Raw genomic sequence first — 12,218 nt, forward strand, 5'->3', positions numbered from 1 at the left:
TCTCCACGAATCCGTTCGTGGCTACCACGTCACCAACAGCTCGGTCGGATGGCGCTGAATGCCGTCGGTTCTCCACGGCACTTCCGCCGGGGCCACGGCCAACTCCAGCTTGGGAAAGCGGGACAGCAGCGCGGTGAGGATGACCTGACCCTGCATCCTGGCCAGTTGAGCACCGAGACAGTGATGTGGCCCGTGCCCGAACGCGAGGTGCGCGTTGGGCGCCCGGTCCAGCGCGAGCCGATCCGGCTCGGCAAACACACTCTCGTCCCGGTTGGCCGAGTTGATCGCCGGCAGGACCGCGTCGCCGGCCGCGATGGTCACGCCGTCCAGTTCGACGTCCACACTCGCAACTCGTGAATGCCCACCGGCGCTCGGCACGCCGGCCGCCAGTGGAACGAACCGCAGCAACTCCTCGACCGCGTCCGGCACCCGGGACAGGTCCGTGCGTAACCAGGCCGCCTGGCCCGGGTGGGTGAGCAGGGCGAAGACGAAGTTGGCCAGCTCGTTCGACGTGGTCTCGTAGCCGTTGGACAGCAGCAGCTCAGCCATGGTCACCAACTCGGCGACGGTGATCTGACCGCCGTTGTCGGCTTCCCGCACCAGCGCGCTGAACAGGTCGTCAGCCGGGCGCTCGCGGCGCGCGACGACCAGACCGCGAATGCGGTCCAGCATCCCCGCTCTGGCAGCACGCGCCGCGGGGACCTGGTCCGCCCCGATGGACACCATCAGTTGCGGAGCGCCGCCAAATTCTTCGCTAACACTGTAGGGAAATCCGAGCACCTCGCAGATCGTCATGACCGGCACGCGCTTGGTGAGAATCGGAATGATATCCGCGGGCGGCCCGTGGCCGACCAGCTCGTCGACAAGCCCGTCGACGACCTTCTCCGCCCACGGGCGCACCCGCTTGACGCCGCGCATGGAAAACGCGGAGGCAAACAGTTTGCGCATCCGGGTGTGCTCGGGCGGATCCAGGCTGATGATCCCATTCGGCGGGGTCATTGCCGGGCAACGGCGTGGGGCGTCCGAGCCGGCCGCGAGCGACCGGCTGAACCGCGGATCGTCGAACACCGACTTGACCGCGTCATAGCGGGTGACCAGCCAGGCTTCCCGCCCGAAGGGCGCCTGTACCCGCGCGACCGGTTCGGCCGAACGTAACTGGGCATACAACGGGTCGGGATCCAGGCGCGGTGGCTGTTCAAAGGAATAGCGGTACACCGTACGCTCCACAGTTCCTCCCGATATGGGACGATGCCGGTGACCGATACCACTCGCGGCTCACATTTACCACTAACTTACACCAATATAGTTCAACTGTTCACGCATTCATTTTACCTAGGGGCAAAACTCCGGGCCTAGTAGATATACTTAGTAGCAATCCGCAGCGCGTACCAACGCCGCACAAGCGCCTCGCAAACTTAGCGCTTGTGTGGCGTTTTGGCGTCGCGATCGGCGGACCTAACCTCGGGATTTCATGGATGACCGGCGATACCAGGTCGTAATACGCGGAAGTGTGTTGGTTAGCGCACTCGGGGCGGACGTCGACACCACGTGCCCGCGATTCGTGCCGCGCCCCGGCCCAGACGCGAGCGGCGGCGCGCGGGCCGATCCGGCGTCAGGTTTTGATCTTGGCCATGGCTGGCCGAGGTGACGGGTCCGAACTCGTGTTGATCACCGTGACCTGACCTGCACGGAGAGACGCTCCATGGCCTGGTTCATCTCGGTCCACATTGCGGCCTTCACCTGCATGATTGGACTGTCCATAATGGATTTTGTCCCGATTGGAATAGCCGGAATCCTCTATAGTGACTATTACATCCGTCGAAGGGGCTGGGATTTAGTACTATGGCTCGGGATCCTGCAACCACGCTGCCCAGGGACGTCTACATCACCGGCGTCGCCCGGGGAATGTCCACGCTCGGCACCGTGGTCGTGGTCACCGCCCTGCTGCTCGACCTGCACAACCAGCACGCCGGCTCGTGGATCGTCGCAGGCGTGCTGTTCGCCGGCACACTGCCGATCGTGCTGCTCGCCCCCGTCATCGGTCGGCTGACCGACCGGTACGACGGCCGCGGACTGATCATCATCACCGGCCTGTGGCAGGCGGCCACCTGCGTGCTGATCACCCTGGTCAGCCATCCGGCCGCGATACTGTCCCTGGTCGCCCTCAACGCCTTCGGCGCCGCGGTGGCCCAACCGGTGTTCGGCACGCTGATCAGGGCGATGGTGACCGACGACCGCCTCGCCGCGGCCAACAGCGTCCAACAGAGCGGGCACATCCTCGCCCAGCTCGGTGGAGCACCGGTCAGCGCCCTGCTCACCGGCCTCACCGGCAGCGCCCGCATCCCCCTACTGCTCGCCGCCGCCGGATTCCTCGCCATCAGCGGCGCCGGGCTGCTGATCCGCACCCGCCGCCGACCACACCACGGCGGAGTCCGAATTCGGCTGCGCGACGGCATGACCGTGTTGCTCGCCGATCGCACCGTCGCCGCTGCCGTCATCCTCACCATCCTGCTCGTCCTCGTCGTACACGTGCTCTACGTGGCCCAGGTCTACCTCGTCCGCGACACCCTCGGAGCAAGCGAGTTCGTCTTCGGCCTCCTCCAAGCAGCCCACTTCGTCGGCCTACTCGTCGGCACCGCGATCGCCAGCCGACTCACCACCATGCGCGGCATCCTGATCGGCATCCCCGTCGCCGCCGCCACCATGTCCTTCGGCATCCTGCTCATCGGCACCACCCGATCGCTTCCGGCCACCTTCCCGCTCTACATCATGATCGGCATCGGCGGCAGCATCGGCGCCGTCGCGGTCGGAACACTGCTGCTGCTACGCACACCGGACACCGCCGTCGGCCGCGCACTCGCCGGCTTCACCGCCCTGCACCGCAACGCCGGCCTCATCGCCTACTGCATCGCCGGCCTCGCCCTCGGCGGCTTCCCCGCCGAACTCGTCTACCTGCTCGCCGGCATCGCCGCCATCATCGCCGTACTCGCCGCCACCCCCGTACTCCACCGAGCCACAATGGCGTTCAATCGGCCGGTCACCCAAGAGCGGTTCGTCAACGGAACGTAGTCAGGGGAGATAGAAGCTGTCCCGCTGGCAGTAGCTGGCTCGTCCGCTCGAGTCGAGAAAGGTCGAGTAAGCGTCGATGACCAGCCGGCGCTGATCGAGACGGCCGGTGAGCAGCACATGGGCGAAGACGAGCTCGAAACTGGCGGTGAAACCCGCCGCCCGTTTGCCGCCGACGACCGCGGCGAACGCGGTTCCGGCGACCATGCCCCAGTCGATCGGATCGGGGCACCCGGCGCCGGTGATGCGGACGGTGGGCAGTCCCTCCCAATCGTCTATTTCCACGCGGCTGATGCCGGTCGAGTTCTTGTTGTAGTTCACCCACCTCCCGAGCAGTGGCCGAAGATCAATCGGCAATTGCGGTCCCTCGGCGATGGAAAAACTCGCGGCTGAGGTAGTTCGGCCGCCCGCTGGAGTCGACGAACGCGTTGAACATGTCCAGCACGAGGATTCCCTCGCCGACCCGGCCGGCGAGGATCGTGACCAGAAACCCGAAGTCGAAGGTGGCATTGAAGGCCACCGCGTCGACGGCGGTGACGTCGGCTCCGTAGGTCGTGGCCTCGGCCTCGCCCCACTCATACGGCTCCAGCTCATTCGGTCCGAACGCCCGCACGAACAATCGGCCGGCGTGCGGACGTAACTCAAGGCGCACCAGGCCGGCCGTCTGCTCGTCCGTCGCGAACCACGTTCCTACCAGCGGTTCCAGATTCAGCGAGCCGCCAGGCGGCGGCACGTGTTCCGGAAGTTGGTCCTCCGCGCGGACGTACTCGAGCACTTTCACACCAGGTGCCTCCCGGGGGTTCCTCGTCACCGACGGTAGGCCCCCGTTCGAGTACCGGACATGAGACGTTCTTCCTAGGGCAGCCGAATCCCCCTAGGTAATTTTGCCAGGCGCCTTACGCGAGCGAGTCGTCCTAAACATGGGGTAACGTCTTTGTGACGGGCTGCGCATGACATCTTCCGACCCGATGTCTACGCGGCCACACAACTGCATATCTTCGCGAGTACGTGACTGGGTGAGCACGTGCCGCGCGTTTAACTCAGATTTCTTCCAAGGCCAGGTGGAGGAGAATACATTGACGCGCGCACGTCAGGCCCGATCGTGCCACTGCACGTAGTCCTCGAGCTCGGCTCGCCGGGGATGGAAGGTGTTCACCGCCACGGTCTCGTCCGGATATCCCACGGCAAGGCCGCACACGATGAGACGGTCGGCCCCGAGACCCAGCTCCGCCCGGATGCTGTCGGCGTATCCGGCGACGCTGTACTGCGGGCAGCTGCCCAGTCCACACGCGACCAGTCCGAGCATGACATTCTGCAGGAAGAAACCCATCTCCAGGAACATTCCGGGCGGCGCCTCCGCGGGCAGGTGGAAGATCATCGCCGTCGGCGCGCCGTAGAAGTCGTAGTTGTCCCGCAGATGCGCCCGCCGGCCGGCGGCGTCCGCGCGGTCGATTCCCTTGGCGCTCAACACCCCCGCCCCGGCCTCGCGCGCCCGTGCCTCGATCCGTTCGTCCGGAAGCACCGGCCGGTTCGGGTAGTCCGGCTTCACCGCCACACCGTTGTCGAAGTCCGCACACAGGCGCCGGGCCAAAGAATCTCGGTTTTGCCCGGAAACCACCGCCACCTGCCAGGGCTGCCCGTTCCGGGTAGATGGGGCGTGCGCCGCGGCCCGCAGCACCCGCTCGAGCAGATCGCGCTGGACCGGCCGGTCGGTGAAGGCGCGTTTGCAGTGCCGGGCGCCGAGGACGGCGAAGAGACCATTCCACAGAAAGGCGTCCATGCCATGGGATTGTCGTCGCCATGAGACAGTTGTCCAGCCCCTGTTCGCTGGGAAATGGTTCCCCGGATCGGACCTGCTCGATCGTGGCCACGCTGACCACGACGGTATGGACGCAGGGTCGGGCGCTGCGAGCATTACGGGGAGTAGCGAGCGGCCTCGAGGTCCGGGCCGATCTCACCGGGGACATCGACCCGGACGTCCTGCGCGCCCACGCCGGCGGCGAGCTGATCTACACGCTGCGCAGCATGACCGGCGGCGGAGCGTTCACCGGCACCGCCGAGGAACGCCGCCGCCGGCTGCTGGCCGCGGCCCGGAAGTACGACCTGGTCGATCTGGAGTACGACCGCGACCTGGTTCCGGAGCTGCTCGCAGCCATTCCCGCGCACCGCAGACGGATCTGCTGGGCCGGACCGGGCCGGGACCGGGCCGGGCTGGCCGGGATGTTCGCCGGAATGGCGGTCACGCCGGCCCGGCAGTACCTGCTCGCCCCGGAGGCCGGCACGGTCGAGGAGGCGATGGCACCGCTGCACCTGCTGCGGATGCTCGGCCGCACCGACGTCACCGCGTTCGCCACCGGGGAACTGGGCGGCACCAGCCGGTTGCTGGCCCCCTGGCTCGGCGCGCCGGTCGTGTACGGCGGCCTCGGCCAGAACGGCGCGCACGGCCTGCTCACCGTCGAGCGGCTGCTGCGCGACTACCCGTTCCCCGCCCTGCCGAGAATCTCGACGCTGTACGGCATCGTCGGCCGCCGGGTCGGCGAGTCGCACTCGCCCCGGCTGCACAACGACGGTTACCACACCCTCGGTCTGTCGGCCCTGTTCCTTCCACTGCACGCCAACGAGTTCGTCCGCTCCTGGCGGTCCATGTGCGCCGAGTTCGACCGCCTGGGCGTTCCGTTCAAGGGCGCCACGATCGTCGCCCCGTACAAAGAGGACGCGTTGGTGCTTGCCAACACGGTCAGCGCCGACGCCAACCACACCGGAGCGGCGAACCTCCTGGTGCGCAAGCGCAACGGTTGGCGGGCCTACACCACCGACCCGACCGGGGTGGTCGGCGCGGTGCGGGATGCCGGGATCGGCCTGGTCGGGCGCCGGGTCGCCGTGGTCGGCTGCGGCGGCGCCGGGCGCGGCGCGGCCGCCGGGCTGCTCCGGGCCGGCGCCGTGCCGACGATGGTCAACCGCGGCGCGGCCCGGGGCCGGTACGCCGCTCGGCTGCTCGGCGTCGACTTCATGCCGTTGAACCGGTTCCAGCCCGAGGATTACTCGCTCGTCGTGCACGCCACCCCGCTGAAGGGCGAATCGCCGTTCTCGGTCGACCGCGTGGCCGCCGACGCCGTCCTGGTCGACCTCGCCTACGGCCCCGAGCCAACCGACCTGGTGGCCGCCGCCCGGCGCCGCGGCCTCACGGTCGTCGACGGGTGGGCGGTGCTGCGGGCGGAGGTGGCCCAGCAGTTCCGCCTGATGACCGGCCGGGCCATCCCCCCGGCCAACGACTCGATGCACGAACGCGGCCCGCTTGCCGCCGTACCGTCCAGGGAGTTCGCCAGATGACCACAACCGATCTCGACCGCCAGCCGCTCGGGCCGACGGTTCCCGCCGACCTGTCCATCCTGGTCGAGGCGTTCGCCCGGCGGGCGGACGTGCACGACCGCACGGCCACCTTCCCGGGGCAGGACTTCGACGACCTGTTTGCCGCCGGACTGAACGCACCGACCGTGCCGCGCGAGCACGGCGGCCTCGGCCTCGGCCCGTTGCACGGCCAGACCAACCGGTTGTGGCAGATGACCCGGCAGCTCGCTGCGGCCGATCTGTCCCTGGCCAGATGCTGGGAGGGCCATACGAACTCCTTGGTGCTGCTCGACGCCCTGGCCACCGAGGAGCAGAAGGCGCGCTGGTTCGGCGCAGTCGTGCGGCGCGGGCAGCGTTGGGTGGCCTGGAGCGGCGAACCGAAGGCGACCAAGCCGGGCGAGCAACAGCGGTTCGGAACCACCGTGCAACGCAAGGGAAACGGCTGGGTGGTCGACGGCACCAAGGTGTTCGCCACCAGCGCGATCGGCGCGGACTGGGCGATCCTGCTTGTCGACCCGGCCGGCCCCGGCGGTGCGCGGGAAGCCGGCAAGGACTCCCGGGTGCTGATGCTGGCCTGCGAGCTGGCCGACCCGTCGGTCTCGGTGGACGAGTCGTGGTGGGACCCGATCGGGATGCGGGCGACGGCGAGCCACCTTGTCCGTTTTGACCAAACCTACATTCCGGACACCCACCGGATCGGCGAACCCGGCGACTACCTGAAGCAGGAATGGCAGACCGTGTTCATTCCGCATTATGCGGCGAGTTTCCTCGGCGCCGCGGATGCGGCCTACCAGTACGCGCTGAACTACGTCATGCGGCAGAACAAGGGCACCGATCCCTTCGTGCAGCAGCGCATCGGCGCGATGTCGGTGGCCGTGGAGACCGGTGAGCTGTGGCTGCGGCACGTCGCCGACCTGTGGGACGCCGGACGGCGCAGGGAAGCCAGAATCGCCGGCTCCCGGGCCCGGCATCTGGTCGAGCACCTTGCCCTGGACACGGTCGACCACTGCGTGCGTGCCTGCGGAGCGCGCTGCCTGGTCAAGCCGAGCCCGATCGAGCGAATCCTGCGAGATCTGTCGTTCTACGTGCGCCACGACAATGACGACCACATTTTGGCCACTATTGGCCGGGCCGCGCTCGGTCAGCCATATGATCCTTCTTTCTACAAGCCCTGATCCGCCACTTGGGTGAGTCCGTGTCCTCCTAGGGAGTTCTGCCTATTTCCGGCCCTGATCAACGATGTCATATTTTTGACATCCGGAACACCCCGGAAAGAATTGCGATCGGCGGTACGGATATCTCCACGTACACGGCAGGATAGGTGCACCGTCTAGGGATTCTCCCAGGTCAGGCCCGGGACTCGCGCGGGGTAGCGTGCGGGACTGACGTGGCTCACCCAAGGATCTCGAGGCAATGACGGGTGTCACCGTGCCGTGCACGGCGGGCGGGGAGAACGGCGATCCACCCGTCGATCGGTGGTCGTGCGGTTCTCCCCGCCCGCAGCCGCGCGACCACCGCTCAGCGCATTTGGATCTGGGTGTCCACCGTGGTTTCCTCGAACTCGGAGCTGCGCACCCGCAGGCTGAGCTGCCACGTCCCGGCGACCGGAACCAACACCCGGTCGGCCACGAACTGCCCGGCGGCGGTGCGCGCGAGAGCGACCTCCAGCGGGCCGATGTTGTTGGCCGGCAACCGAAGCTGCGCCTGCACCTCCGGGATGTCCCGGTTGATCCCCTGCCCGTCCCGCACGTTGACCACGATCTGGTTGTTGCCGGTGCGGGCCGGGTCCACCCACACCTGCACGTCGCCGCCCGGCACGGCCAGCGCGTCCAGGTACGGGCCGGCGGGCGCCGACTCGGCCGCGGCAACCGGACCGAGGTCCTGCCCACCGGGCGGGGTGGCCACCAGCGCGGCGGTCAACCCGAGCACCACCGCCGCGATCGCCACCTCCCAGCGCACCGACTGGCGCAGCCGGCCAAGCAGGTCCCGGCGGTCCCGGCGGGCCGAGCCCCGGCCCGCCAACCGGGCGCGCACCGCCGCCCGGGACATCGCGGCCACCCAGACCACCAGTCCGAACGCGGCGACCTTGAAGACCAGCAACGAGAAGTACTCGGTGCCGACGCCGGACGCGACCACCTCGCGGACCGCCTGCAGCAGCCCGCTCACGCCAAGCACGACGACGGCGATGGCGGCCGCCCGGGAGTAGGCCGACACCACACCGGCCGCCTCGTCCGCCTCGACCTGGGTGCGCCGCCCGAGCACCAGCCCGGCGAGCACCACCAGGCCGCCCAGCCAGACCGACACGGCCACCAGGTGCGTCGCGTCGAGCAGCAGCGCCGGCACGGCCAGCGGGCCGGCCGCGGCCGGGTGTCCGGCCCCGCTCCAGGTCGCCGCCAGCGCGAGGGCGAGCCCGCCGAAGCCGGCGATGTACGCGGCCGAAAGCGCATCCGGCCGCGCGGAGCGGATCAGCCGGATCAGCACGTAGCCGCTCACCGTGAGCAGCACCACCCGGGCCAGCAGCAGCACCCCGTAGCTGGTCCCCAGCGTGTCGAGCAGCAGCGTGGGGTCGAACACCGTCAGCGGCCCGGATCCGGCCACGTTCGGTCCCTGCAACAGCAGGGCCAGCACCGCCGAGCCGACCGCGGCGATCCAGCCGGCGGTGATCAGCCGGTGCACCCTGGCGTCGCCGCGTCCGCCCGGCCAGCAGGCCAGCACGAAGAACGCGCCGCCGATCAGCACGGCCAGGCTGAGGTAACCGAGCAGGCGGAACACCCAGAACGCCACGCCGACCACCGGATCCGCGCCGGCCTGGGCGCCCGCGCCGGCCAGCGGTGCGGCCCGCGCGGCGCCCGCGCTGAACACGAACGTGCCATGGATCGGATGCGAGTCGGTCGACACCACCCGCCAGTTGAGCACGTAGACGCCGTCGCCGAGCGAGTCCGGCAGCGGCACCCGGACCCGGGCGCCGTCCCCGTCGAAGGTGCTCGCCGTGGGCTGGGCCAGCTTGCGGCCGCCGCCGTCGAGCAGGCTGAACCCGCCGCGCACCGGGTTGACCGACTCGCTGAACCGCAGCACCACCTCGGGCGGCGGCCGGTCCAGGTGCGCCCCGTTGGCCGGGTTGGTCTCGATCAGCTCGGCGTGCGCCGACGCCGAACCGGTGAGCAGTAACAGAAACCCGGCCACCATGGCGAGCACGGCCGCGGCCCGCGCTTCGGCCGTCCGAACGCGACTGTCCACTATGAACTCTCTGATCATTCGTCGAGCAGGCCGAGGTCGTGGGCGGCGACAAGGGCCGCCGCCCGGCTGTGCACCCGCAGCTTCCGGAACAGGTTGCTCTGCAGGTTCTCCACCGTCCGGATCGAGATGCCGAGCATCCGAGCCGTCTGCTTGGTCGCGTGGCCGCGGCCGATCGAGGTGAGGATCTCCCGCTCCCGCGGTGTGAGGGCCAGCTCCCAGCGCTGCCAGCCGCCGTTGGCGCCGGCGTGCGCCGGACCGAGCAGGGCCCGCACATAGGTGGAGTTCACCATGATGTAGCCGTTCGCGGTGGCCCGGACGGCCGGCGCGAGCAGGTCGTCGATCCGGCTCGCCGGCACCGTCGCGATCCCGCCGGAGAGCGCTTTCGTGACGTCCGAGCGCTTCGGCTCCCGGCTGGTCACGATCACCACCAGGTCGGTGCGCCGGCCGTCCGGCTCCGGCCAGTCTTCCTGGCTCGGATCGACCAGCATGGTGATCACCACCTCGTGGTCGCTGCCGGCGCTCGGCCGGTTCTCCGGGTCGTCCTGCAGCACCGTGATGTTCTGCTCGTCGAGCACCTCACGGATTCGCCCGGAGAGCCGGCCGGCCGGGTCGCGCAACACCACGTGGATCCGCCTGCGCCTGCGCGGCAGCTTCGGCTGCTGGCGGGGCGCCGGAACCGCCCTCGGCAACAGCCCGAGCCGGACGGCGCTGGCCGCCGCGTGCGCCTGGTTGTGCACGTCCAGCTTGGCGAAGATCCGCTGCTTGTGGTTCTCCACCGTGTGCAGGCTGATCCCGAGCTCGCTGGCCACCTGTTTGGGCGGATACCCGGCGCTGATCAGGTAGAGCACCTGCAGCTCGCGCTCGGTGAGCGTGTGCCCGTCCACCCGTTTGGCCCGGGCGGCCTCCACCGGGAGCAGTGGGTTCTTGACCGCGTCGAGCAACGCCTCCAGCCCGCTGGTGTAGGAGACCAGCGCGCTCACCCCGGAGTCGTAGGCGCGGATGACATACGCCGTCGGCAGTGCGTCATGCACGCCGACCAAGCGCATGTCCCGGCCCGCCTGGGCGAGCAGGCTGACCAGCCGTTCGTTGCTCCACCGCGGTGTATCGGCCTCGAACAGCGCCACCGCTGGTTTGCGCAGGTTGCACAGCTGAATCAGCTCAGGTCCGGATGGCGCCGTCCCGGCCAGGACGATGCCCGGCTCCCGCACCAGATGCCCGGCAAGCATCTCCCGTACCAGCCGGTTCTGGTGCTGCAGTACGACTGTTACGGAATTGGTCCCCTCCATGCCCCAACCTCGGTTCATGACGATCATCAAGAACCGGTGCGCACTTCATCGCCCTCTGCTCCCCCGGCCTCCCGACACCAGTTCCCCGTTGGCCCGTGACTATGCCCACTCGCGTGGACGCTGACAGTTATCTTCCCATACTTGGGTATAGGGGCATAGACCAACACATGGATCAATACCTGCTCCTAATGACATGGTTGAGACCGCGAGCCAACATCGCACGGCTGCGGCCGGATCCATACGTTTGCCTGAATTCGTTCACGCCGTTCCATACCCCCTAGGGGGTTCTGACCCGGGCATTCGCCCCGTTGGCGGTCGTCATGACAAAATGATCAACACGTCCCCTCGCCGTTGAATTCCACATATTGGATTCGATTGCATCAGGCAATGAGCCTATTTTGAATTACTCAAAATTCAGCCGCGGGCACGCGTCGCCGGAATGCGTACAGGCGTGCCGAGTGGAACAGGTGTGCGATACCCGGCTATGCTCGGTCCCGTGTCCGTGCCACTGCAGGGTTCGCTGTTCGCCGGCGACGAGGGGGCGCCGCCCAGCCTCGGATCGCTGGCCGGGCTGCGCCGGACCCCGCTCGCGCACGGCGCCTGGGTGGACGTCCTGCCCGCCTGGTGCGGCGGCGCCGACAAGCTGTTCCAGCGCCTGGCCCGCGGGGTGCCGTGGCACGCCGAACGGCGCACCATGTACGACCGAATGGTCGATGTGCCAAGACTGTTGAAGTTCTACGGCGAGGGTGAGCGGCTGCCCGATCCGATCATCGGCGCGGCCAGGGACGCATTGAGCCGGCACTACGCCGCCGAACTCGGCGAGCCGTTTCGGACCGCGGGGTTGTGCTACTACCGGGACGGCCGGGACAGCGTCGCCTGGCACGGCGACCGCATCGGGCGGGGCGCGACGGAGGACACCATGGTGGCGATCCTGTCCGTGGGCGCCGCCCGTCCGTTGCTGCTCCGGCCGCGCGGCGGCGGGCCGATCGTGCGGCACGCGCTCGGTCACGGCGACTTGATCGTGATGGGTGGATCGTGCCAGCGGACCTGGGAACACGCCGTTCCGAAGATCAGCAGAGCGATCGGGCCGCGGATCAGTATCCAATTCCGCCCTCGAGGCGTTAGCTAGTTGACGCCCACTAGTAGTACTTGAGCAAGGACATTCACCCAATGGGATTACAGTTCGCCAACTCGACCGCGTGGCGCCGTAACGGGCAACTACTCATACGGGATCTAGTGATCGGCACGTGGCAAATCGCGTCGCCCCGTCAGTCCGACGGG

The 12,218-nt window shown here is 68.5% G+C and carries 10 protein-coding genes; 4 read left to right on the top strand and 6 right to left on the bottom strand.

Going from position 1 to position 12,218, the window contains the following annotated elements; all coding sequences use genetic code 11:
• Positions 1–21 precede the first annotated feature (21 nt).
• On the bottom strand, positions 22–1,227 hold the full coding sequence (locus VFV67_RS35445) for a cytochrome P450 (protein WP_326475095.1): 1,206 nt from the start codon (positions 1,225–1,227) through the stop codon (positions 22–24).
• 615 nt (positions 1,228–1,842) lie between these two features.
• Here VFV67_RS35445 and VFV67_RS35450 point away from each other — a divergent pair.
• Positions 1,843–3,069: an MFS transporter gene (locus tag VFV67_RS35450; protein ID WP_326475096.1), complete on the top strand. Its 1,227-nt coding sequence runs from the start codon at positions 1,843–1,845 to the stop codon at positions 3,067–3,069.
• On the opposite strand, the gene VFV67_RS35455 is transcribed toward VFV67_RS35450, so the two are convergent.
• The 3 genes from VFV67_RS35455 to VFV67_RS35465 all read right to left on the bottom strand — a co-directional run bounded on the left by VFV67_RS35455 (position 3,070) and on the right by VFV67_RS35465 (position 4,846).
• Complete coding sequence (locus VFV67_RS35455) at positions 3,070–3,387, bottom strand: hypothetical protein (RefSeq protein ID WP_326475097.1); 318 nt, start codon at positions 3,385–3,387, stop codon at positions 3,070–3,072.
• 25 nt (positions 3,388–3,412) lie between these two features.
• Complete coding sequence (locus VFV67_RS35460; protein WP_326475098.1) at positions 3,413–3,799, bottom strand: hypothetical protein; 387 nt, start codon at positions 3,797–3,799, stop codon at positions 3,413–3,415.
• A gap of 357 nt (positions 3,800–4,156) precedes the next feature.
• The gene (locus VFV67_RS35465) at positions 4,157–4,846 is read right to left on the bottom strand and encodes a nitroreductase (RefSeq protein ID WP_326475099.1); all 690 of its coding nucleotides are present in this window, start codon (positions 4,844–4,846) and stop codon (positions 4,157–4,159) included.
• Positions 4,847–4,866: 20 nt separating this feature from the next.
• Here VFV67_RS35465 and VFV67_RS35470 point away from each other — a divergent pair, with 20 nt between their 5' ends.
• Positions 4,867–6,396, top strand: coding sequence for a type I 3-dehydroquinate dehydratase (locus VFV67_RS35470; protein WP_326475100.1), 1,530 nt, complete (start codon positions 4,867–4,869; stop codon positions 6,394–6,396).
• On the top strand, positions 6,393–7,589 hold the full coding sequence (locus tag VFV67_RS35475; RefSeq protein WP_326475101.1) for an acyl-CoA dehydrogenase family protein: 1,197 nt from the start codon (positions 6,393–6,395) through the stop codon (positions 7,587–7,589). The genes VFV67_RS35470 and VFV67_RS35475 overlap by 4 nt, the downstream gene beginning before the upstream one ends.
• A gap of 343 nt (positions 7,590–7,932) precedes the next feature.
• On the opposite strand, the gene VFV67_RS35480 is transcribed toward VFV67_RS35475, so the two are convergent.
• Positions 7,933–9,651, bottom strand: coding sequence for a copper resistance CopC/CopD family protein (locus VFV67_RS35480; RefSeq protein WP_326475102.1), 1,719 nt, complete (start codon positions 9,649–9,651; stop codon positions 7,933–7,935).
• Positions 9,652–9,665: 14 nt separating this feature from the next.
• Positions 9,666–10,937: a response regulator transcription factor gene (locus VFV67_RS35485; protein WP_326475103.1), complete on the bottom strand. Its 1,272-nt coding sequence runs from the start codon at positions 10,935–10,937 to the stop codon at positions 9,666–9,668.
• 496 nt (positions 10,938–11,433) lie between these two features.
• Between VFV67_RS35485 and VFV67_RS35490 the strand changes: the two genes are divergently transcribed.
• Positions 11,434–12,066: an alpha-ketoglutarate-dependent dioxygenase AlkB gene (locus VFV67_RS35490; protein ID WP_326475104.1), complete on the top strand. Its 633-nt coding sequence runs from the start codon at positions 11,434–11,436 to the stop codon at positions 12,064–12,066.
• Positions 12,067–12,218 lie beyond the last annotated feature (152 nt).

The organism is Actinophytocola sp. (assembly GCF_035762905.1).
Taxonomy (GTDB): Bacteria; Actinomycetota; Actinomycetes; order Mycobacteriales; family Pseudonocardiaceae; genus DASYTH01.

Coding starts and splice junctions, on each gene's coding strand:
- VFV67_RS35450 (WP_326475096.1), top strand. CDS start 1,843: ATGGCTCGGGATCCTGCAACCACGCTGCCCAGGGACGTCTACATCACC.
- VFV67_RS35465 (WP_326475099.1), bottom strand. CDS start 4,846: ATGGACGCCTTTCTGTGGAATGGTCTCTTCGCCGTCCTCGGCGCCCGG.
- VFV67_RS35470 (WP_326475100.1), top strand. CDS start 4,867: ATGAGACAGTTGTCCAGCCCCTGTTCGCTGGGAAATGGTTCCCCGGAT.
- VFV67_RS35475 (WP_326475101.1), top strand. CDS start 6,393: ATGACCACAACCGATCTCGACCGCCAGCCGCTCGGGCCGACGGTTCCC.
- VFV67_RS35485 (WP_326475103.1), bottom strand. CDS start 10,937: ATGGAGGGGACCAATTCCGTAACAGTCGTACTGCAGCACCAGAACCGG.